We start from the raw sequence: 21,903 nt of genomic DNA, 5'->3' as shown, positions 1-21,903 counted from the left end.
TTACTGCGCCTTGGCAGCCTTCTGCGCCTCTTCCAGCTTCTTGCGGGCGTCCTCTGCCTTTTTCTGCATTTCTTCCTGCAGCAGGCGCTGGCGCTCTTCGAGCTGGGACTGTTCGATCGGTTCGCCATCATAAACGCCGGTGAACCCCTCGAGCGTCATCTTGATCGGGTTCGGAGCGCGCTGGAAGTTGACCGAGGTGAAGACGACCTCATTGCCCTTCTTCAGGCTGGCGATCAGCGCATCGGAAAGCGGCGCTTCGGCGACGCACTTGTCGGGCATGCAGATCGCGTAGTCGAGCTTGACGCCCTTGCCGCCGTCGATCTGCATTTGAACGCCCGGCGGGATCATGCGCGCGGAGGGTACGGAGACCTGCATGACCTTGCGATTGATCTTGCCCGAGACGGAGATAAGGCCGACGGCGGTGACGAGCTGACCGTTGTTGGCGGTCAGCAGGTTCTGAACGATGCAGACATCGTTGTCTTCCTGCTTGGTGCAGACCTTGAACCAACCCTGCGGCGGCCTGCCTCCCGCCTGCTGCGCGGATGCGATGCTCGGCGCACCGGCGGCTGCGACAGAAAGCGCCAGCGCTGCCAATCCCGCGCGTTTGGTGAAGTTCGACTTGAAGATCATTCTTATTCCCCTGAAATCCGGTCACGGAACGGACTGTTCCGCAGGTGAGTATCGTCAGCCGCCCGTTGTCCTGTTGGCCAAATGAGGCATTTGAATGGCCCCGATTCCGGAAACACCTGTTACATTGGCTCGTGCCGATTATCCAGTGTTTCGTTGCATTTTGCGCAACCAATTGCGTTTGAGCGGCCTTTTCCAATCGGAGTCCGGCGCGACAGGGTTCGAGCTTGTCCTTTCCTGATCCCTGCCGCCGAAGGTTGGAAATGTGCGCCCGCGTTGCTAACGTGCCGGGAATCGACCTCGTACAATCCCGCGGGAGGTGAAGTTGCGCGCAGTTCTTTCCGGTTTGGTCATGCTCCTGGCAGCCAACACGTTGGCCAATGAAGCTATGGCCGCTCCGGTCCATGCGATCTCGATGCACGGCGAGCCTGCACTGCCGGCAGACTTCAAGCACTTCCCCTATGTCAATCCCAACGTGAAGAAGGGCGGGAAAATTTCCTATGGCGTAGTCGGCACTTTCGACAGCCTCAATCCCTTCATCCTGAAGAGCATGCGCACCACCGCGCGCGGCATGTGGGATCCGGGCTTTGGCAACCTGGTCTACGAATCGCTGATGCAGCGCTCGCAGGATGAGCCCTTCACGATGTACGGCCTGCTTGCCGAAACCGTCGAATGGGACGACGATCGCACCTTCATCCAGTTCAATCTCAATCCGAAAGCCCGCTGGGCCGACGGTCAACCGGTGACAGCCGAAGACGTGATCTTCACTTTCGAATTGCTGCGGGACAAGGGGCGCGCCCCCTTCAGCAATCGCCTTTCCAAGGTGGCGAAGATGGAGAAGGTCGGCGAACGCAGCGTGCGTTTCACCTTCAACGAGGATGCCGATCGCGAGTTTCCGCTGCTGCTGGCGATCTCGCCGGTGCTGCCGAGGCATGCCATCAATGTAGATACGTTCGACAGAACGACGCTCGAGCCGCCGCTCGGCTCGGGTCCCTACCGGGTCGCGGAGGTGAAGCCCGGCGAGCGGATCGTCTATCGCCGCAATCCTGATTACTGGGGCAAGGACCTGCCCTCGAAGATCGGTATCGACAACTACGATGAGATCTCCGTCGAGTATTTCCTTCAGGAGAATACGCTATTCGAAGCCTTCAAGAAGGGCGAGATCGACGTCTATCCCGAAGGCAGCGCCACCAAATGGGCGCGCGCCTATGATTTCCCGGCCGTTCGCTCGGGAGACGTGATCAAGGAGACGTTCAAGCCCAGGACCCCTTCCGGCATGCTCGGATTCGTCTTCAACACGCGCAAGCCGATGTTCGACAACATCAAGCTCAGGCAGGGGCTCGCTCTCGTTTTCGATTTCGAATGGGTCAACAAGAATCTTTTCGACGGCGCCTATACGCGCACCCAGAGCTACTGGCAGAACTCGTCGCTTTCCTTCCTCGGCGCTGCCGCCGACGACCGCGAGCTCGGCCTGATGGGAGACATTCGGGAGCGCATCAATCCCGCTATCCTCGACGGCACCTATCGCCTGCCGGTCACGGACGGCTCGGGCCGCGATCGAAACGTCCTGCGGGAAGCGGTGACCCTGCTTCGCGAGGCGGGTTATTCCATCAAGGACGGCAAGATGGTCGACGCGAAGGGCACCCCGCTTGCTTTCGAGATCATGAGTCAGAATGCCGGCCAGGAGAAGATTGCGCTCGCCTATCAGCGTTTTCTCGCACCGCTCGGCATCGTCGCGAGGGTGCGCACCGTCGATGATTCGCAATATCAGTTGCGCAGCCAGTCCTTCGACTACGACGTCATCATCAAGTCCTTTCCCTCGTCGCTATCACCGGGCGTGGAACAAGTCGGCCGTTGGGGCTCGCAGTCGCGGGACAGGCAGGGTAGCGAGAACTTTGCCGGAGTTGCTGACAAGGACGTCGACAAGCTTATCAACAACATCCTTCAGGCGCGGAGCCCCGAAGACTTCACCGCCGCCGTTCGCGCCCACGACCGGCTGCTTGTCAACAATTCCTACCTCGTTCCGCTTTACCACCTGGACGCGCAATGGATCGCGCGGTGGAAGCATATCGGCCGCCCATCGACTGTGCCGCTCTACGGCTATCAGCTGCCGACCTGGTGGGACGAGCGCGCCCAGTAAGCTGGTATCTATTTTGTAACGCATTGAAAGAAGCGGCGGAGCGGCCTATGTCGCAGCTTTGACAACAGGAAAGGCCGCACCATGGAAACCGTCAACATCGATATCGTCTCGGACGTGGTCTGCCCGTGGTGCTATCTTGGAAAGAACCGGCTTGAGCAGGCAATTGCCGATGTTGCCGGCGAGATTCACGTGGCGATCCAGTGGCGGCCCTATCAGCTGAACCCCGATCTACCGCCCGAAGGGGTCGACCATAAGCGGCATCTTGCGGCAAAGCTCGGCGGCCAGGCGTCCGTCGACCAGGCGCATCGGATGCTCGAAGAACTCGGGCAGGAAGTCGGCATCGCTTTCGATTTCGAAGCCGTGAAGATCAGCCCGAACACTCTCGACGCGCATCGGCTGATACGCTGGGCGGCAACCAGCGGTGACCTCGCGCAGACGGATGTCGTGCGGCGACTCTTCAAGGCCAATTTCGAGGAAGGTCGCAACGTCGGCGACCACGCCGTTCTCCTTGACATCGCGGAACAAGCTGGCCTCGATCGCCCCGTCATTGCCGCTCTACTCGCATCCGACGCCGACAAGGACGCCGTGAAGCAGGAAGTCGACATGGCCCGCGAGATGGGCGTTACCGGCGTGCCCTGCTTCATCATCGAGCAGCAATATGCGGTGATGGGCGCGCAATCTGTCGAGACCATGACGAATGCGCTGCGGGAGATTGCGCAGATGAAGGCTGCCCACCCGGCGCACTGATCGTCAAAGGGGAAAACGCCGCGCGAAAGAGCTGCGGCGTTTTCAAGCGGGTTTTGCGAGCACCGCGAGCTGCGTCATCACCATCGCGGCACCCGAGAGGCGCTTCTCGGGCGTTGGGAGATCACGCTGGAAGAAGATGCTCTGGTCCGGCCGGATCTTGGCAAGCGTTCCCTGCTTGGCGATATGGCCGACGAGGGCCGCCGGATTCGGAAACTCCTTGTTGCGGAACTGAACGACGACGCCCTTCGGCCCGGCGTCGAGCTTCTCGACATTCGCGGTACGGCAGAGCGATTTGACGTAGACGATCTTCAGCAGATGCTGGACCTCGGTTGGCAGCGGACCGAAGCGGTCGATCAGTTCCGCCCCGAAGCCGTCGATTTCCTTGATATCCGTCAGCTCGCCGAGGCGACGATAGAGTCCGAGCCTCAGGTTGAGATCGGGCACGTAATCTTCCGGAATCATGACCGGCGTGCCGACCGATATCTGCGGCGACCAACCGGTGTCGTGGATTTCCTCTTCACCCTTGAGTTCGGCGACCGCCTCCTCGAGCATCTGCTGATAGAGCTCGAAGCCGACCTCCTTGATATGGCCGGATTGCTCCTCGCCGAGGAGATTGCCGGCGCCGCGGATGTCGAGGTCGTGGCTGGCAAGCTGGAATCCGGCGCCGAGCGTGTCGAGCGACTGCAATACCTTGAGACGCCGTTCCGCCGGTCCCGTCAACGTCTTGTTGACGGGAAGCGTGAAGAGCGCGAAGGCGCGCACCTTCGACCGCCCTACCCGGCCGCGAAGCTGGTAGAGCTGAGCGAGGCCGAACATGTCGGCGCGGTGCACGATCAATGTATTCGCAGTCGGCACGTCAAGCCCCGACTCGACGATCGTCGTCGAGAGAAGCACATCAAAGCGCCCTTCATAGAAGGCGTTCATGACGTCCTCGAGTTCGGTCGCCGGCATCTGGCCGTGCGCCACGGCGACCTTCAATTCCGGCACGTCGGATTTCAGGAAGTCGTGGATCTCCGGAAGATCGCTCACGCGCGGGCAGACGTAGAAGCTCTGACCGCCGCGGTAATGCTCGCGCATCAACGTCTCGCGGATCACCAGCGCGTCGAAGGGCGAAATGAAGGTGCGCACCGCCATGCGGTCCACCGGCGGCGTCGTGATCAGCGACAATTCGCGAACGCCGGTGAGCGCGAGCTGAAGCGTGCGCGGAATCGGCGTCGCCGACAGCGTGAGGACGTGCACGTCGGTCTTCAGCTCCTTGAGCCGCTCCTTGTGCTTGACGCCGAAGTGCTGCTCCTCGTCGATGATGAGGAGGCCGAGATTCGCAAACTTCATCGACGAACCGAGAAGCGCATGCGTGCCGACGACGATGTCCGTCTTGCCCTCAGTAACCTCCTTCTTCGTCAGCGCCAGCTCCTTCGAGCCGACAAGACGGGACGCCTGCTGGATGCGTATCGGCAGACCGCGGAATCGTTCGGCAAAGGTTTTGAAATGCTGCCGCGCAAGCAAGGTCGTCGGCACGACGACGGCGACCTGCACGCCATTCATCGCCGCGATGAAGGCGGCACGCAGCGCCACCTCCGTCTTGCCGAAGCCGACATCGCCGCACACGAGACGGTCCATGGGCCGGCCGCTGCCGAGATCATCCCGAACCGCCTCGATCGAGTTCAACTGATCCTCGGTCTCGTCGTAGGGGAAGCGGGCGGCGAATTCGTCATAGGCCCCGTCCTGCGCGTTCAGGACCGGCGCGTGTCGGGTATGCCTTTCGGCGGCGATGCGGATGAGGCCGCCCGCCATGTCGAGCAGCCGCTTCTTGAGCTTCGCCTTGCGCGCCTGCCAGGCGACACCGCCGAGCTTGTCGAGGATCGCATCCGTCCCCTCCGAACCATAGCGCGACAGAAGCTCGATGTTTTCTACCGGCAGGAAGAGCTTGGCGTCGTCGGCATAGACAAGCTCGAGGCAATCATGCGGCGCCCCGGCGGCCTCGATCGTGCGCAGCCCGACGAAACGGCCGATTCCGTGTTCGGCGTGGACCACGTAGCTGCCCTCGTCGAGACCCGTCACCTCGGCAATGAAGTCAGCCCCGCGCTTGCGGCGCTTCGATCGGCGTACTAGGCGATCGCCGAGAATGTCCTGCTCGCCGATGATGACGAGATCGCCTGCCTCGAATCCCGCTTCGAGGCTGAGGACCGCGGAAGCCGCCTCACCCGGCTTCAGTGAGCGCAGATCGGAAAGGGCTTTGACCGGGCGGATATTGGCAAGGCCATGCTCGGCGAGCACCTGCAGGAGACGGTCGAGCGATCCTTCCGTCCAGCCGGAAACGAGAACCTTCGCGCCTTTCGCGCGCTTCTCGGCAATGTGCCTCACCGCCTGGTCGAAGACATTGACGCGCGCGCCGTCGTCGTCGGCCTCACCTGCCGCCTTTGCCCATCGCAGCCCCTGACGCGCCTCTATGGTCACGACCTGACGGGCCTCTCCTTCGTGTTCGGAGAACGGCGAGAGGCGGATGGCGTCGCGCTCGGCGAGCGCCGCACTGAAGCCCTTCGCGCTCAGATAAAGCATCTCCGGCGGCACCGGCTTGTAGGGCGTGCCCTGCGCAAGCTGCGACTTGCCCGGCGATGCGGAAGCAAGGCGTGCGTCGTAATAGTCGAGGATGAGCTTCGAGCGTTCCGCGGCTGCTTCACGCGCGAGGTGATCCGTCACGATGCGAAAGCCATCAAGATAGTCAAAGACTGTTTCGAGGCGATCATAGAAGAGCGGCAGCCAATGCTCCATGCCGGCATAGCGGCGCCCTTCCGAGACCGCCTGGTAAAGCGCGTCGTCGCGCGTGGCTGCGCCGAAGAGCGAAAGATATTGCTTGCGGAAGTGGCTGATCGTTTCCGGCGTCAGCGAAACTTCGCTCATCGGATTGAGATCGAGGGAGCGGACCTGCCCGATCGTGCGCTGACTGGCGGGATCGAAGGAGCGGATCGTCTCCAGCGTATCGCCGAAGAAATCGAGCCGCAACGGCTCGCTGCTACCCGGCACATAAACGTCGAGGATACCGCCCCGAACCGCGAATTCGCCGACCTCGCGCACCGTCGGCACGCGCTCGAAGCCGTTGCGCTCCAGCCGCGCCGCGAGATCATCCATCCGGATTTGGTTGCCGGGGCGCGCGGAAAAGGCGAGGCTCTCGATCACGTCCCGCGGCGAAATCTTTTGTAGCGCGGCATTGACCGTGACGAGCATGATCGCCGGGTGCGGCTTCGCACGATGTGCAATGAGTGCGCCCAAGGCAGCAAGCCTGCGCGCCGAGGTATCGGCACTCGGCGAGACGCGGTCGTAAGGCAGGCAGTCCCAACCGGGCAAGGTGAGGACGGGAATGTCCGGCGCCACGAAACCCAGCACCTGCTCGAGGTCGGCAATGCGCTGGCCGTCGGAAAGCATGTAGGCAACGGGCGCCCCCGCTCGCGCCAGTTCGGCGAGAACCAACGCCTCGGCACCGGAAGGCACCGGACCGATGGTCACCTCCCGCGTCGCCGCAAGGATCTTCTTCGGGTCGAGGCCGGGTGTCATCATCATGTTTATCTGGCGTCTTGGCGAACCGGATCGAAATCCGGGCGGTAAGCGGCGATGCGGGCGAAAAGTTCCGTCGCATAACGCTCCGGCAGCGGCTTTTCTCCGGTGATCCAGCGGACGAGGTCGTTGTCTTCTTCGCGCATGATCGTTTCAAGCTCGTCGAGCTCCGCGTCGGACAAGCTCGCGATCTCCGCCTCGGCAAACTGGCCCAGGACCAGGTCCATTTCGCGAATACCGCGGTGCCAGGCGCGGAAGAGGATCCTGCGCCGACGCGGATCAAGATCGGCGCTCGTACGTGAAATGCCGGTCATGGGGTTCCTTCCTGCCGTCCACCGGTGCGGCGGATCGTGATGACGGGGGTTCTATAAACGCTGAAAAGCGGGTTGTCAGCCTTGCCAAAGCCGGATTTATCGTCGCAATTTCACTGTCATGCGCCGCCCTGCCCTGCTCGATCCGCTGTTTTCACCTCTCGACACTTTGCCCGGCATCGGACCGAAGACCGGCGACCTTTACGCCCGGCTGCTCGGGCGCGAATCGATTGAAGATTGCCGGGTCATCGATCTCCTGTTCCATGCTCCGCATTCGCTGATCGACCGTCGCCGTCAACCGGGCATCGCCTACGCGCCACAAGGAGCGATCGTCACCATCACCGGGCGCGTGGACCGCCACCAAGCGTCGCCACGCGGCAGGCCGAACGTGCCCTATCGCGTCTTTCTTCACGACGACACCGGCGAACTTGCGCTCACCTTCTTCCACGTCAAGGGAAATTGGCTGGAAAAAGCTTTGCCGATCGATGAAACGGTCATCGTCAGCGGCAAAGTGGACTGGTTCAACGGGCGTGCCTCCATGGTCCATCCGGATTACATGGTCCGGGCAGCCGAAGCCGGGAGCCTGCCTCTGGTCGAACCCGTTTACGGGCTGACGGCCGGGCTCTCGTCCAAGCTCCTTCACAAGTCGATCGAGGGGGCCGTGGCCCGCGTGCCGGATCTGCCGGAATGGCTGGAAGAGTCGCTTCTGCACCAACAAGGCTTTCAGAGCGCGAAAGAAAGTTTTCAGCGTCTGCACGAACCGCGTGACGAGGCCGATGTCGCCCCGCAGGCGCCGGCCCGCAGGCGGCTTGCGTACGACGAGTTTCTCGCGGGCCAGCTCTCGCTCGCTCTTGTTCGCCAGCGCTTGCGCAAACTGGCCGGCACGCCTGTGCATCCGACCGGCCGGCTGAGCGGCCCAGTGGTCGCCGCCCTACCCTTCTCGTTGACGACGAGCCAATCGGCGGCAGTCAGGGATATTCTTGCCGACATGTCCGGATCCGAGCGCATGCTGCGCCTCCTACAGGGTGACGTCGGCTCCGGTAAGACAGCCGTGGCGTTGATGGCCATGCTTGCGGCGGTCGAATGCGGTGGCCAGGCGGTGCTGATGGCGCCGACGGAAATTCTGGCCCGGCAGCACCATGCCACGCTTTCAAAGATGGCAGCACCGGCGGGCATCACGATCGACGTTCTGACGGGCAGAACGAAAGGCAAGGAGCGTGATGCGATCCTCGAGCGCATCGCTTCCGGCGAAACGCAGATGATCATCGGCACGCATGCGCTTTTTCAGGATGCGGTGAACTATCGACAGCTCGTGCTCGCCGTCGTCGACGAACAGCACCGCTTCGGCGTTCACCAGAGGCTGCGGCTGACGGCCAAAGGCATCTCCCCGCATATGCTCGTCATGACGGCAACGCCTATTCCCCGCACCCTGGTGCTCGCGGCATTCGGCGACATGGACGTGTCCAAACTTACGGAGAAGCCGGCAGGGCGCAAGCCGATCCAGACCGTCACGATACCGACCGAGCGTACCGGCGAGGTGATCGACAGGCTCGATGCAGCACTTGGGCAGGGCAAGAAGGCCTATTGGATCTGCCCATTGGTCGAGGAATCCGAGGAGGCCGACGCCATGTCCGCCGACGAGCGCTATCAAAGCCTCCTCCGCCGTTTCGGCCCTGATGTCGGCCTCGTGCACGGCCGGATGGCAGGACCGGAGAAAGACGCCGTCATGCTCGCCTTCAAGAACGGCGAGATCCGCCTGCTCGTGGCGACGACGGTCGTGGAAGTCGGCGTCGACGTTCCGGACGCGACGATCATGGTGATCGAACACGCGGAGCGCTTCGGCCTTGCGCAGTTGCACCAGCTACGCGGCCGCGTCGGGCGTGGCGACGAGGCATCGACCTGCATATTGCTCTACAAAAGCCCGCTCAGCGAAGCCGGCCGCGCACGCCTGTCGATCCTGCGCGAGACCGAGGACGGCTTTCTGATCGCCGAGGAGGATCTGAAGCTGCGCGGTGAAGGCGAACTCCTCGGCACACGCCAGTCCGGTACGCCGGGCTTCCTCATCGCGAGCCTCGAAGCGCATGGCGATCTTCTCGAGATGGCGCGCAAGGACGCCGCCTATGCCATCGATCGTGATCCGGAACTGACGTCAGAGCGCGGCCAGGCCTTGAGGACGCTTCTCTATCTCTACCGCCGGGACGAGGCGATTCGCTTCCTGCGCGCCGGCTAGAGGCCGGACGTCAGGCGGTCTTTTGCTGCGTGATCGGCCGCGGCGCGTTTGCAAGCGGTTGGTAATCCGGAGCCACGAGACCGCCTGAGATCAAGAGTTTCGCCGCGTCCTCAGCGCTCATCTGCAGCGGTATGATTTTCTCGCGCGGCACGAAGAGAAGGAATCCCGCGGTCGGGATCGGCGTCGGCGGAAGAAACACGGTCACCATATCCATGCCGCGCTCATCGAATTTCGCCGCAATCTCGCCCTTCACATCGGTAGCGATAAACACCAGCGACCACAGCCCGGGACTCGGATATTCGATCAGGCCGGCTTTCTTGAAGGAGGACGACTGGTCCTGCAACACCGTCTGAAAGATCTGCTTCAATGATCTGTAGATCGAACGGACCAAGGGCGTCTTGTGGACCAGCGACTCGCCGAAATTGATAATCGAGCGCCCCACAAGGTTTGCGGTCAGGAAGCCGACTAGGGTGATCACCACCACGGCGATCAGGAGCCCGAAACCCGGAATGGCGACAGGCAGATAGGTGTCCGGATTGTAGAAGCTCGGCAAATACGGCTTCACCCAGCCGTCCGCCCATTCGATAAACGAACGAACCAGCCAGACCGTAATCGCGAGGGGGGCGCAGATGATGAGGCCAGTAAGAAAGTAGTTGCGCAGTCGCGCCGCGATGATGCCGCTTTTGGAACCGTCCGTCATGCTGTTGCCATCGATCCGTCAAACCGCTCCGAAGGCGGGATGATAGCTGACCGTGCCGGAAACCAGCGTTCCTGACAAGGGTAGAGCCATGAAATATTGCGGCGCACAACCTGGAAAAACAAGAGCAGGCTGATTGCGGAACCCGAACCTTCCATAGAAGGCCGGAGCTCCCGCCAGGACGCAACCGGCGGCGCCGGAATTCCGCAGCATTTCAAGCCCTCGACGGACGAGCGCGCTTCCCGTGCCACGCCCTTGCCGATCAGGCCGGACGGACAGGGGACCGAGTCCATACCAGCCAGTGGCCGGGGGCGTTATCGTCACCGGCGAAAAAGCAACGTGGCCGATCACCTCACGATCTTCCTCCGCGACGAGCGACAGCGTCAATGCGCCCTCGGCGCGCAGGCGTTCGATGATCCCTGCCTCCGTCTGATCGCTGTAGGGCTGACCGGCGAAAGCCGCCTCGGTAACTTGCCGGATCGTCTCACGGTCACCGTCGGTCTCCGGCCGGATGATCATTCGACCGTAACCGATTTGGCGAGATTGCGCGGCTGGTCCACATCGGTCCCCATGAAGACGGCCGTATGATAAGCGAGAAGCTGCACCGGCAGGGAGAAGATCATCGGCGCGATGACCTCGTCGACGTCAGGCAGCACGATCGTGTGCATCGTGTCGAGCTTCGATACCGAGGCTCCTCTCTCGTCGGTGATGAGAATGATGCGCCCGCCCCGGGCGGCCACCTCCTGCATATTGGAGACGGTCTTGTCGAAGAAGCGGTCGTGCGGCGCGATGACGATGACCGGCATGTTTTCGTCGATGAGCGCGATCGGCCCATGCTTCAGCTCGCCGGCAGCATAGCCTTCGGCGTGAATATAGGAAATCTCCTTGAGCTTCAGCGCGCCCTCCATCGCCAGCGGAAAGCTGGTGCCGCGGCCGAGGTAAAGCACGTCGCGGCATTTGGAGAGTTCCCGCGACAGGATCTCGATCTTCGGCTGGACGCTGTTCAGCACTTGGCCCATGATCCGCGGCATCTCGGCGAGACTCCTGACGAGTGCCTGCTCCTCCTCGTCGCTGACCGTGCCCCGCGCCTTGCCTGCGCCGATGGCGAGTGCAGCAAGGACGGCAAGCTGGCAAGTGAATGCCTTGGTCGAGGCGACGCCGATCTCGGGGCCGGCAAGGATCGGAAAGACGGCGTCGGACTCCCTGGCAATGGTCGATTCGCGGACGTTGACGACGGCGCCGATCTTCAGGCCGTGCTCCTTGCAATACCGGAGCGATGCGAGCGTATCGGCCGTCTCGCCCGATTGCGAGATGAAAAGGGCGGCCGACTGCGGTGAGAGCGGGATTTCCCGATAGCGGAACTCTGAGGCGACGTCGATTTCGACCGGCAGGCGCGCATAACGCTCGAACCAGTATTTGCCGATCAGACCGGCCAGGTAGGCCGTACCGCAGGCGGAGATGGCGAGGCTCGGAACCTTGGCAAAATCGATGCCGTCGGAAACGGGCACGACCCGGTTGTCGATGAAGTTGATATAATGGCCGAGTGCGTGGGAGATCACCTCCGGCTGCTCGTAGATCTCCTTCTCCATGAAGTGACGATGATTGCCCTTGTCGACCAGATAGGCGGCAGCCATCGAGACCTGCCGCGGGCGCGTGACGACGTTGCCCTCGCTGTCGAAGATGTGCACGCCGGTCTTGCCGATGACGGCCCAGTCGCCATCGACCAGATAGGTGATTTCGTTGGTGAAGGGTGCGAGCGCGATCGCGTCGGAGCCCAGGAACATCTCGCCGTTACCGTGGCCGATCGCCAGAGGCGGTCCGTTGCGCGCCGCCATGATGGTCGACGGGTCATCCTCGAAGAGAACCGCAAGCGCGTAGGCTCCCCTGACCCGCTTCAGCATCGCATGCATGGCTTCGCGTCGCCCCATGCCCTCGCGGCGGTATCTTGCCAGGAGATGCGCGACGACCTCCGTATCCGTGTCCGTCAGAAACTCGGCGCCGACCGCCGTCAACTCGTCCTTGATTTCCGCGAAATTCTCGATGATGCCGTTGTGGACGACCGCGACACCGTCGGTGAAATGCGGGTGGGCATTGCGTTCCGTCGGAGCACCGTGGGTTGCCCACCGCGTGTGGGCGATGCCGATGGTGCCGCTCAGCGGCTCTTCCTTCAGCCTCGCTTCGAGATTGACGAGCTTGCCTTCGGCGCGCCTGCGATGCAAGGCGCCTTCGGTGATCGTCGCAACGCCGGCCGAATCATAGCCCCGGTATTCCAGACGCTTCAACGCATCGACCAGCCGCTCCGACACCGGCTCTGTCCCCACGATGCCCACAATTCCGCACATAACCCTCTCCGCGTTCTTCGCGCCGGTGGCGCCGCATCAGCCCTGATGCGACGACCCGATCGCCTTCTCAAGCCTTGGTAGCGAAATTGCCGCGCGAAGCAATCCGTCTCGATTTCACTTTCAGTTTCAATGTTTAACGCGACTAATCAGCGGCCTTGACCTTCTTCTTGGCCGCCTTTTCCGCCTCGTAGCGCTCGCGCAACACAGGCGCCCGGCCCGGCTTGATTTCCTGACGTGCGCGGCCGAAAGCGACCGCGTCCGCCGGCACGTCGTCCGTGATCACGCTCCCCGACGCGACGAGCGCGCCGTCACCGATCGTGACCGGCGCAACCAGCGACGAATTAGAACCGACAAAGGCGTTCGCACCGATGCGCGTCAGATGCTTGTTCACACCGTCATAGTTGCAAGTGATGGTTCCGGCGCCGATGTTCGATCCGGCACCGACGAAGGCATCGCCGATATAGGTCAGGTGATTGACCTTGGCACCGGCGCCGATCTCCGCCTTCTTGACCTCGCAGAAATTGCCGATCTTCGATTTCGGGCCGAGATCGGCGCCCGGCCGAAGGCGTGCGAAAGGGCCTACGGTCGCACCCGCACCCACATGTGCGCCTTCGACATACGAGAAAGCGTGAATGATCGCGCCGCTTTCGACGCGGACTCCGGGGCCGAAGACGACGTTCGGCTCCACGAGCACGTCCTGCGCAAGTTCGGTGTCCCACGAGAGAAAGACTGTCTCGGGCGCGATCATCGAGACGCCGGCCAGCATCATTTCGTGGCGGCGGCGCTGCTGCCAGAGACGCTCGATATAGGCGAGCTCCGCACGCGTGTTGCAGCCGGTCAGTTCCTCCTCCGGAGCCTCGACGGCGATTGCGCGGCCGCCGAGGGAGCGAACGATTTCGACGAGGTCGGTGAGGTAATACTCGCCCTTGGCATTGGCATTGCCGATGCGGTCGAGGAGATCGAGCGCCCGGCGGCCATCGATCGCCATCAGTCCGCCATTGCAATAGGTGATGCGGCGCTCTTCTTCGGTCGCATCTTTGTGCTCGCGGATCGCGACAAGCGTCCCGTCCTCGACGATCAGACGCCCGTAGCCGGTCGGATCTGCAGCTTGGAAGCCGATGACGACGACGTCGTTTCCTGCGGCCAAGCCATCGCGCGCCGCTTTGAGAGGCGCGGCCGTGATCAGCGGCGTGTCTCCGAAAACAACCAGGACATCGTCATAGCCCTTTGCGATCGCCTCGCGTGCCGCGAGCACGGCATGGGCCGTTCCCAGACGTTCCTTCTGAAGGAAAGAAGTGACCGTAGCCTCGCCGGTGCTCGCAGCCGCAGAGACAGCTTCGGCATCGCGACCGACGACCAGCGCCACGTTCAGGATCGATGCACCCGCCAAGGCGTCGACGACATGCGCGACCATCGGCCTTCCCGCCACGGGATGCAGCACCTTCGTCATGGCCGATTTCATCCGTGTGCTTTCGCCAGCCGCGAGGATGATCGCCAGGCAGTTGCGTTCCATATTTGATCTCCTTGGTATTCTCTCCGGGGCGGCAATGCCCCGCCGGATTCGGCGCGTTCCTAGCAGCAACATATTGCGAGAAGCATAATTCGCACAATCACGTCGCGTTAACCGGCTTCAAGCGCCATGATGACGCGACGTCAAGGTCAGCCCGGCGGCCGCAGTCGGCTTTCCGTGAGAAGGCCGCTCTCTTCGACAATGGGATAGGCAACGGATGCAATGTGGGCATTGATGCGCTTCAGGTCGCGCAGCATGTCCAGGTGCAGCGAACTCGTCTGCAGGCTTTCGGGCAAACCGTCGCGCAGGCGCTCCAGGTGTCGTTCCGCCGAGCGCTTTTCCATGTGGCGCACATCGACTTTCACCTCGATCAGGTGACGCGCCAGATCGGCATTGCGCGAGACGAAGATCGTCTGAGCGATGCGCAGGTTGTCGATGGTGAGGTCGAACAGGCTCTTCAGCTCCCGGTAGCCCTCATCGGAAAAGTGCAGGCCATTGCTCACCTTCTTGCGGATCTGCTCGCAGAGGCCCTTCTCGATGATGTCGCCCATATGCTCGAGATTGATCGCATAGTCGATGATGACGACCGAACGGCGCTCATCCTCTTTTTTCAGTCGTTCGCGCCCCAGCCGCGAGAGAAAAATCTTCACCTCCTGCTGCAGAAGATCGACCCGTTTCTCCAGCCGCGCGATCTCGTGCAGTTCGTTGACGTCGTTGGTGTCGAACGCGCTCGACGCGCGAATGAGCATTGCCTCGATCAGGTCCCCGACCCTCAGCACTTCGCGCGTGGCACCGGAAAGCGCCATCACCGGCGTGTCGAGCACCGCCTCGTCGAGGTAGCGCGGCCCCGTCTCATCTGCCTCGTCATCCGGCACAAAACGGCTGAGCGTGCGCGCGAGAACCCCCGCAAAAGGCCAGGCGATGAGTGCAACGACAAGATTGAAGAGCAGGTGGACATCAACCGGAAGGTTCTGCCGCGGCAAAGGCAGGTTTTGCAGCAGATCGGCATTGACGCCGGCAAGCGGAAGCGCAACGAGGCAGCCGGCAGCTCGCACGGCGAGGTTGCCAAGCGTCACGCGACGGGCGGCGGGCGACGAAGCGAGCGTCGCGACGACCGGTGGAAACGCGTGCCCGAGATTGGCGCCGAGCACCAGTGCAACGATCAGCCCCGGGGAAAGCACGCCGGCGGATGACAGCGACAGCACCAACATGACGACGGCAAGACTGGAGGACGACGCGAATGCCAGCCCCGCGGAAATGATCATGGCGACGGGCCAAGCGTCGTCCAGCATTCCGAGGAAGGCTGCCAATGCTTCGGATTCGCGCATAGGCGCCGTAGCCGTGCCGAGCAGCTCAAGCGACAGAAGCATCATGCCGATCCCTACAAGAGCGATACCGCCTCCCTCGCGCGCACTCGACCGGCTCATCCTCTGCATGACCACGCCGGCAAAAATCAGCAGAGGCGCCATCCACCCGATGCCCAAGGCAACGATCCAGGCTGTCACTGCCGTACCGATATTGGCGCCGAGCAGCGCGATCTGCGCCATCCGCGAACGTATGAGGCCCTTCTCTGCAAAGGATGCCGTCATAAGAGCCGTGGCCGTCGAACTCTGCAGGGCGAGTGTCGCGATGAGGCCGGTTGCGAACGCGCGCAACGAACCGCTCGTCCCCCGTGCCAGGCCGGCTCGAAGCCGGGATCCGAATGCGCGCGTCACACCATCCTTGACGAGCGAAAGCCCGAACAGGAGCAGCGCGACGGCGCCGAAGAGATTGACCATTACGATGGTAGATTGCATAGCGTCGAATTCCGCAACGACCACCCGCTTCTCATGCTTCCAGGACGACTCTCGAAGTCACGATTTCCGGTGGTTTGCAGCACGGAAACGCGCCGGAAGGCGAGAATGTTGCAGAGATTTTCGGTTTGCCGGCTAACAAACTCCGACATCCATTTTCCTGTTCGCGCCCCTCCGCTTATATGCCCGTTAGCGTAATATTGATCGGCAGTTAGCAGGCCCGTCTGCGAGACGAATTCCGCCGAACAGTCCGGCTTCTGAGCCGTAGGTCGGCAGCGGCGCAATTTGCAACAAAGCGGCCTTCATTTCCTGTGTGGTTTGTTCTAAGGAACGAATTCATTTGGCGTCACGCCACTGCATCGCAACGAGGTTTCTGCCCCTATGCTCGAATCCCTGAGAAACGCCGCCCGCACACGGGTCGTCAAAGGCCTGATGGCCATTCTCATCATCTCATTCATGGTGTGGGGCGGTCAGACATTGATGGTAACGAACACGCCCAATGCCGTGGTGACCGTCGGCGACGTCAAGGTGTCGCCGACCGACTTCCGCCTGGCCTACGAGCGTCAGGTGAGCCTGCTCTCGAGACAGCTCGGAATGCCGCTCACGAGGCAGCAGGCCCGTGCCTTCGGCGTGGAGAGCCAGGTTTTCGCTCAGCTCGTAGCGGGCGCAGCATTGGATCAGCTCGCCGAAGATATGAACCTCGGCCTCTCCGAAGACAGGCTCGCGCGGCTTATCGGCGAGGACCCTGCCTTCCACGGCGCCAACGGCCAGTTCGACCGGCTGACGTTCTCGAGCGTGCTGCGCAATGCCGGATTGACCGAACAGGACTACATCAACAATCGCAGCCAGGTGGCTGTGCGTTCGCAGATCGTCGACGCGCTCGCGGACGGCTATACGCCTCCCAAGGTTCTACTCGATGCGGTCGGGAAATATCGCCACGAGACGCGCACGATCGACTATTTGCTGCTCTCGAACGCGAATATCGACGCCGTCAAGGCGCCCGCGGATGATGTACTCGCTCCGTGGTTCGAAAGCCGCAAGGCGAACTATCGCGCGCCGGAATATCGGAAGTTCAGCTACATCAAGCTCGAGCCGGAAGATCTGGCCGCGACCGAGACCGTGACCGAGGAAGAGCTTCGGGCAGACTATGAGAAGCGCAAGGAAAGCTACCGCAAGCCCGCATCGCGCACAGTCGAGCAACTCGCTTTCCCCTCGCGCGAGGCGGCCGATGTCGCAGTGGGCAAACTTTCCGCCGGCACCACGTTCGACGATCTTGTCAAGGCTGAGGGCAAAACCCCTGCCGACGTCCTGCTTGGCGATTTCACCAAGGAACAAATGCCGGACGCCAAGATCGCCGAGGCGGCCTTCGCTGTAGCGGCGGATGGCGGTACGACTCCCGTCGTCGAGGGCGCATTCGGGCCGGTAATCCTGCGCATAACCAATATTCGGCCGGAGAGCATCCGCAGCTTTGACGAGGTCAAGGAAGAGCTGCGCAAGGAGATCGCCCTTTCTGTCGCGCGCGATCAGCTTGTCGGCCTTCATGACAAGATCGAGGACGAACGCGCCGCCGGCACGACCGTGAGGCAGATCGCCGACCAATTGAAGCTGAAGCTTGTGACCGTCGATGCGATCGATGCCACCGGCAAGGATCAAAACGGCGACGAGGTGAAGGGGCTTCCGGAGCCTCGCACCCTGTTGCAGGAGGTTTTCAAGGCCGAGGTCGGCGTCGATACGCTCTCCGTCAATATCGGGCGCGACGGTTCCGCCTGGTTCGATCTCGACGAAGTGATCCCCGCCCGCGACCGCACGCTTGACGAGGTTCGCGACGAAGTGGCGGCCGATTGGACCGCCGAGCAGCAGCGTGCGGCGCTGGCCGCGAAGGCAAAGGAGCTCAAGGAGCGTATCGAGAAGGGTGCCAAGCTCGCCGATATTGCCACCGAACTCGGGCTTGCGGTCGAGACGAAGGCCGGTTTGACCCGCTCGACGGAAGACGCCGCTCTCAGCCCAGCCGCTGTTGCGGCTGCCTTTGGCGGCCCGAATGGCCACGTCGCCAATGCGCCTGGCATCGGCGGCGAAGGCCAGATCCTCATGCAGGTGACGGCCGTCGACGACAGCGCACCGGCAAATGCCCTCGACGACGACAGCCGGCAGATCGAAGCCGTTGCGCGAGCGAGCGGCGACGACATTCTCGATCAGATGGTCTCCACGCTGCAGGCGGCCTACGGTGTATCGGTCAACCAGACGCTTGCAGAGCAGGCATTGGCAACGCGATGACGTGCAAGGAAGCAAACCATGAGTGATTTGAAGCCGTTCGTCGCTAAAGTCGCCACGCGTGAGGCACTGAGCCGGGAAGACGCGCGAGCCGCCTTCGAGATCATCATGTCGGGGGCAGCGACACCATCGCAGATCGGCGGCTTCCTCATGGCGCTTCGGGTGCGCGGCGAGACGGTAGACGAAATCGTTGGAGCGGTCGGCGCGATGCGCGCGCGAATGCTTCCGGTCGAGGCCCCCGAGGATGCGATCGACATCGTCGGAACCGGTGGTGATGGCGCCGGCACCTACAATATCTCGACGCTGGCCTCGCTGATCGTGGCGGGCGCTGGGGTTCCAGTGGCGAAACATGGCAATCGGGCGCTGAGCTCGAAATCCGGAACGGCCGACGCACTGTCCTGCCTCGGCGTCAATCTCGAGATTGGACCGGAGGCGATCTCGCGCTGCATTCGCGAGGCCGGCGTGGGGTTCATGTTTGCCCAGCAGCATCACGCGGCCATGCGCCATGTCGGCCCGACGCGCGTCGAGCTCGGAACGCGGACGATCTTCAATCTGCTCGGACCTCTCGCCAATCCAGCCGGAGTGAAGCGGCAGCTCGTCGGCGTATTTGCGCCGCAATGGGTCGACCCGCTTGCGGAGGTGCTGCGCGATCTCGGCTCCGAAACCGTCTGGGTCGTCCACGGCGAAGGGCTCGATGAAATCACGACCACCGGCGTGACCAAGGTTGCAGCGCTCAAGGATGGAGAGATCACAAGTTTCGAACTGACGCCGGCCGACTTCGGTCTCGAGCGGGTCACGCTCGATGCGCTGAAGGGCGGTGACGGGGCACATAACGCCGCCGCATTGCAGGCGGTGCTCGATGGGGCCGAGAATGCCTATCGGGACATTTCCCTTGCGAATGCTGCCGCTTCGTTGATGATAGCGGGGCGCGCCAAGGATCTCGCCGAAGGCATGGCGCTCGCCCGGCAATCGCTTTCAAGCGGCGCTGCCAAGACCGCCTTGCAGCGGCTGATCACCGTCTCCAACGCGGCTTGAGGAGAGGATATGACGGATATCCTGAGCAGGATCGAAGCCTATAAGCGCGACGAGATCGCCGCCGCGAAATCGCGCGCGCCGCTCGACGAGCTGAAGGCGCGGATCGCCGATCAGGCGCCGCCGCGCGGCTTCCATGCAGCACTTGCCGCGCGGCGCGAAAAAGGCGATTTCGGGCTTATCGCCGAGATCAAGAAGGCAAGCCCGTCTAAGGGATTGATCCGGCCGGACTTCGATCCGCCGGCGCTCGCGAGAGCCTATGCTGCAGGCGGTGCTGCCTGCCTTTCCGTGCTCACCGACACGCCGAGCTTCCAAGGGGCGCCGGAATTCCTGACGGCGGCCCGCGCCGCCTGCCCGCTGCCGGCGCTGCGCAAGGATTTCATGTTCGACACTTATCAGGTGTTCGAGGCACGCGCGTGGGGCGCCGACTGCATCCTGCTGATCATGGCGTCGCTTAGCGACGACGAGGCGCGCCGGCTGGAAGACACTGCCTTCTCGCTCGGCATGGACGTCCTGATCGAAGTGCATGATGCGGGCGAAATGGAGCGCGCGCTGCGGCTGGCATCTCCGCTCATCGGGATCAACAATCGCAATCTCAGAACATTCGAGGTCGATCTTGCGGTCTCCGAACAGCTCGCGGCGATGGTTCCGCCCGACCGGCTGCTCGTCGGTGAAAGCGGCATCTTCACGCACGAGGACTGCCGGCGGCTTGAAAAGAGCGGCATCACCACGTTCTTGGTAGGCGAAAGCCTGATGAGGAAGGACGATGTGGAGGCAGCGACGCGCGCACTGTTGACCGGCGCGGGAAACGTCCTGGCGGCAGAGTGATGAGCGCCTCCACCCTCACCCATCTCGACAGTGGCGGCGAAGCCAGCATGGTCGATGTCGGCGACAAGGCGGAGACGGTGCGGATCGCCGCCGCGGAGGGCTTCGTCCGCATGAAGTCTGAAACGCTGGCGCTCATTCTCGAGGGCAATGCCAAAAAGGGCGACGTCATCGGCACGGCACGGCTGGCAGGCATCATGGCCGCGAAGCAGACGTCGAATCTCATTCCGCTCTGCCATCCGTTGATGCTGACCAAGGTGTCGGTGGAGATCGTGCCGGACGAGGCACTTCCCGGCCTGCGAGTCGAGGCCATGGCGAAGCTGACCGGTCGGACGGGCGTCGAGATGGAGGCGCTGACCGCCGTCAGCGTTGCCTGCCTGACGATCTACGACATGGCCAAGGCGGCCGACCGCGAGATGGAGATCGGCGGCATTCGGCTGGTCAGCAAATCAGGCGGGCGCTCGGGTGACTATCGGCGCCAGGAAGATAAGCCCTGATGTCGTTGCTCTCGGTCGAAGAGGCCCTCCTCCGGGTCATCACCAAAGCCCGCCCCCCGCAGCGCACGGAACGCCTTCCCTTGCATGACTGCCTCGGCCGCGAGCTTGCGGAGGATGTAGCGGCGCGGGTCACGCATCCGGCCTTCGACAACTCCGCCATGGATGGCTATGCCGTTCGCTACGAGGATATCGCCGAGATCGGCGCCGAACTGACGGTCGTCGGACAATCTGCCGCAGGACGCGGGTTTCGGGGTGAAGTCAAGCGCGGTGAGGCCGTGCGCATCTTTACCGGGGCGCCGCTACCGGTCGGCGCAGACACGGTCATCATCCAGGAAGACACCGAAAAGTTGCCGGAAGACCGCATCCGTACGCTGTTTGCGCCGGCGAAAGGCCGTCACATCCGCTTGAAGGGGCAGGATTTCGCCGAAGGCGACATCGCACTCACCGCCGGTTCCGTGCTCGATGCCGGCCGCTTGACGCTCGCAGCGAGCATGAATCACGAAAGCCTGCCGGTCTTTGCACGACCGAAGATAGCGATCATCGCCACCGGTGACGAATTGCTGCCGCCGGGAAGTCCCCCCGGGCCCGACCAGATCATCGCATCGAACAGCTTCGGTGTGGCTGCGATCGCGCGCGAGAATGGCGCCGAAGTCCTGGATCTCGGCATCGTGCCCGATGACCGTGCCGCCATCGCCGCCGCCGTTGCCGAAGCCCAGTCGGCCAAGGCCGATGTGCTCGTCACCCTCGGCGGCGCCTCAGTCGGCGACCATGATCTCGTCCAGTCGACGCTCATTAGCTGCGGCATGACGCTCGACTTCTGGCGTATCGCGATGCGGCCGGGAAAGCCGCTGATGGTGGGAGAGCTTACAGGCATGTCGGTGCTCGGCCTGCCCGGCAATCCCGTTTCGAGCCTCGTCTGCGCCCTGCTTTTCCTCGAGCCGTTGACCCGCAAGCTCGCCCACCTGCCGCCACGCTCGCGGCTGACGACGGCGCGGCTCGCCGCGCCCTTGCCCGCCAACGACCGCCGCCAGGACTATGTACGCGCCCGCCTTACCGCCGAGCCGGACGGATCGCTGCTGGCTCATCCATTCTCGCGTCAGGATTCGTCGATGGTCAGCATCTTCGCGCAATCGGAGGGGCTGATCGTGCGACCGCCGCATGCACCTGAGGCTTTGAGCGGCGAGACCTGCACTGTCCTCAAACTCAGAGATCCCGCTTAACGGCGCGACGCACGGCAGTTTTCCGTCGCGACCCGTCTGTCATACCGCGGTCATGCGCGCCATATAACAAGGAAAATAACTCGACTGCGGCGCCTGACTACGGATGGAC

At 62.7% G+C, this 21,903-nt stretch carries 16 protein-coding genes; 8 read left to right on the top strand and 8 right to left on the bottom strand.

Annotated elements, in window-relative coordinates; genetic code table 11:
• On the bottom strand, positions 1-630 hold the full coding sequence (locus M728_RS07045; RefSeq protein WP_026614157.1) for an invasion associated locus B family protein: 630 nt from the start codon (positions 628-630) through the stop codon (positions 1-3).
• Positions 631-952: 322 nt separating this feature from the next.
• Here M728_RS07045 and M728_RS07040 point away from each other — a divergent pair, with 322 nt between their 5' ends.
• Positions 953-2,767, top strand: a complete 1,815-nt coding sequence (locus tag M728_RS07040) for an extracellular solute-binding protein (RefSeq protein WP_026623198.1) — start codon at positions 953-955, stop codon at positions 2,765-2,767.
• Between the two features lie 81 nt (positions 2,768-2,848).
• On the top strand, positions 2,849-3,514 hold the full coding sequence (locus M728_RS07035) for a DsbA family oxidoreductase (protein ID WP_026623199.1): 666 nt from the start codon (positions 2,849-2,851) through the stop codon (positions 3,512-3,514).
• Between the two features lie 42 nt (positions 3,515-3,556).
• Here M728_RS07035 and mfd read toward each other — a convergent pair whose 3' ends face one another.
• Together mfd and M728_RS07025 are read right to left on the bottom strand one after the other, a co-directional pair.
• Complete coding sequence (gene mfd, locus M728_RS07030; RefSeq protein WP_026623200.1) at positions 3,557-7,072, bottom strand: transcription-repair coupling factor; 3,516 nt, start codon at positions 7,070-7,072, stop codon at positions 3,557-3,559.
• A 2-nt stretch (positions 7,073-7,074) separates the two neighbouring features.
• Positions 7,075-7,380, bottom strand: a complete 306-nt coding sequence (locus tag M728_RS07025) for a succinate dehydrogenase assembly factor 2 (RefSeq protein ID WP_026623201.1) — start codon at positions 7,378-7,380, stop codon at positions 7,075-7,077.
• A gap of 118 nt (positions 7,381-7,498) precedes the next feature.
• On the opposite strand from M728_RS07025, the gene recG reads away from it, so the two are divergent.
• Positions 7,499-9,607, top strand: a complete 2,109-nt coding sequence (gene recG, locus M728_RS07020) for an ATP-dependent DNA helicase RecG (protein ID WP_034884612.1) — start codon at positions 7,499-7,501, stop codon at positions 9,605-9,607.
• A gap of 10 nt (positions 9,608-9,617) precedes the next feature.
• Here recG and M728_RS07015 read toward each other — a convergent pair whose 3' ends face one another.
• The 5 genes from M728_RS07015 to M728_RS06995 all read right to left on the bottom strand — a co-directional run bounded on the left by M728_RS07015 (position 9,618) and on the right by M728_RS06995 (position 15,952).
• Positions 9,618-10,307, bottom strand: a complete 690-nt coding sequence (locus M728_RS07015; protein ID WP_026614163.1) for a DUF502 domain-containing protein — start codon at positions 10,305-10,307, stop codon at positions 9,618-9,620.
• Positions 10,308-10,325: 18 nt separating this feature from the next.
• The gene (locus M728_RS07010) at positions 10,326-10,823 is read right to left on the bottom strand and encodes a GNAT family N-acetyltransferase (RefSeq protein WP_026623203.1); all 498 of its coding nucleotides are present in this window, start codon (positions 10,821-10,823) and stop codon (positions 10,326-10,328) included.
• The gene (gene glmS, locus M728_RS07005) at positions 10,820-12,646 is read right to left on the bottom strand and encodes a glutamine--fructose-6-phosphate transaminase (isomerizing) (protein WP_026623204.1); all 1,827 of its coding nucleotides are present in this window, start codon (positions 12,644-12,646) and stop codon (positions 10,820-10,822) included. The genes M728_RS07010 and glmS overlap by 4 nt, the downstream gene beginning before the upstream one ends.
• Positions 12,647-12,788: 142 nt before the next feature.
• A complete protein-coding gene (glmU, locus tag M728_RS07000; RefSeq protein WP_026623205.1) occupies positions 12,789-14,159 on the bottom strand; it encodes a bifunctional UDP-N-acetylglucosamine diphosphorylase/glucosamine-1-phosphate N-acetyltransferase GlmU in 1,371 nt (456 codons plus the stop codon).
• Between the two features lie 146 nt (positions 14,160-14,305).
• A complete protein-coding gene (locus M728_RS06995) occupies positions 14,306-15,952 on the bottom strand; it encodes a Na/Pi cotransporter family protein (RefSeq protein WP_026623206.1) in 1,647 nt (548 codons plus the stop codon).
• 378 nt (positions 15,953-16,330) lie between these two features.
• Here M728_RS06995 and M728_RS06990 point away from each other — a divergent pair, with 378 nt between their 5' ends.
• The 5 genes from M728_RS06990 to glp are packed head-to-tail and all read left to right on the top strand — an operon-like array spanning position 16,331 to position 21,794.
• Entirely contained in the window at positions 16,331-18,223 is a 1,893-nt protein-coding gene (locus M728_RS06990) for a peptidylprolyl isomerase (RefSeq protein ID WP_026623207.1), read from the top strand.
• Between the two features lie 18 nt (positions 18,224-18,241).
• Positions 18,242-19,255, top strand: a complete 1,014-nt coding sequence (gene trpD, locus M728_RS06985; RefSeq protein ID WP_026623208.1) for an anthranilate phosphoribosyltransferase — start codon at positions 18,242-18,244, stop codon at positions 19,253-19,255.
• Positions 19,256-19,264: 9 nt separating this feature from the next.
• On the top strand, positions 19,265-20,080 hold the full coding sequence (trpC, locus tag M728_RS06980) for an indole-3-glycerol phosphate synthase TrpC (RefSeq protein ID WP_026623209.1): 816 nt from the start codon (positions 19,265-19,267) through the stop codon (positions 20,078-20,080).
• Positions 20,080-20,574 carry a cyclic pyranopterin monophosphate synthase MoaC gene (gene moaC / locus M728_RS06975; protein ID WP_026623210.1) on the top strand — a complete coding sequence of 165 codons (495 nt, stop codon included), beginning with the start codon at positions 20,080-20,082 and terminating at the stop codon, positions 20,572-20,574. Before trpC ends, moaC begins: the two co-directional genes overlap by 1 nt.
• The gene (gene glp, locus M728_RS06970) at positions 20,574-21,794 is read left to right on the top strand and encodes a gephyrin-like molybdotransferase Glp (RefSeq protein WP_026623211.1); all 1,221 of its coding nucleotides are present in this window, start codon (positions 20,574-20,576) and stop codon (positions 21,792-21,794) included. The genes moaC and glp overlap by 1 nt, the downstream gene beginning before the upstream one ends.
• Positions 21,795-21,903: the final 109 nt, after the last annotated feature.

Source organism: Ensifer sp. WSM1721 (genome assembly GCF_000513895.2).
GTDB lineage: Bacteria > Pseudomonadota > Alphaproteobacteria > Rhizobiales > Rhizobiaceae > Sinorhizobium.
The sequence above is the reverse complement of the archived record's forward strand: the minus strand, read 5'-3'. Positions and strand labels throughout refer to the sequence as shown.

Coding starts and splice junctions, on each gene's coding strand:
- M728_RS06995 (WP_026623206.1), bottom strand. CDS start 15,952: ATGCAATCTACCATCGTAATGGTCAATCTCTTCGGCGCCGTCGCGCTG.
- M728_RS07045 (WP_026614157.1), bottom strand. CDS start 630: ATGATCTTCAAGTCGAACTTCACCAAACGCGCGGGATTGGCAGCGCTG.
- recG (WP_034884612.1), top strand. CDS start 7,499: ATGCGCCGCCCTGCCCTGCTCGATCCGCTGTTTTCACCTCTCGACACT.
- trpD (WP_026623208.1), top strand. CDS start 18,242: ATGAGTGATTTGAAGCCGTTCGTCGCTAAAGTCGCCACGCGTGAGGCA.
- glmU (WP_026623205.1), bottom strand. CDS start 14,159: ATGGAACGCAACTGCCTGGCGATCATCCTCGCGGCTGGCGAAAGCACA.
- M728_RS07025 (WP_026623201.1), bottom strand. CDS start 7,380: ATGACCGGCATTTCACGTACGAGCGCCGATCTTGATCCGCGTCGGCGC.
- glp (WP_026623211.1), top strand. CDS start 20,574: ATGTCGTTGCTCTCGGTCGAAGAGGCCCTCCTCCGGGTCATCACCAAA.
- M728_RS07035 (WP_026623199.1), top strand. CDS start 2,849: ATGGAAACCGTCAACATCGATATCGTCTCGGACGTGGTCTGCCCGTGG.
- trpC (WP_026623209.1), top strand. CDS start 19,265: ATGACGGATATCCTGAGCAGGATCGAAGCCTATAAGCGCGACGAGATC.
- glmS (WP_026623204.1), bottom strand. CDS start 12,646: ATGTGCGGAATTGTGGGCATCGTGGGGACAGAGCCGGTGTCGGAGCGG.
- moaC (WP_026623210.1), top strand. CDS start 20,080: ATGAGCGCCTCCACCCTCACCCATCTCGACAGTGGCGGCGAAGCCAGC.
- mfd (WP_026623200.1), bottom strand. CDS start 7,072: ATGATGATGACACCCGGCCTCGACCCGAAGAAGATCCTTGCGGCGACG.
- M728_RS07010 (WP_026623203.1), bottom strand. CDS start 10,823: ATGATCATCCGGCCGGAGACCGACGGTGACCGTGAGACGATCCGGCAA.
- M728_RS07015 (WP_026614163.1), bottom strand. CDS start 10,307: ATGACGGACGGTTCCAAAAGCGGCATCATCGCGGCGCGACTGCGCAAC.
- M728_RS06990 (WP_026623207.1), top strand. CDS start 16,331: ATGCTCGAATCCCTGAGAAACGCCGCCCGCACACGGGTCGTCAAAGGC.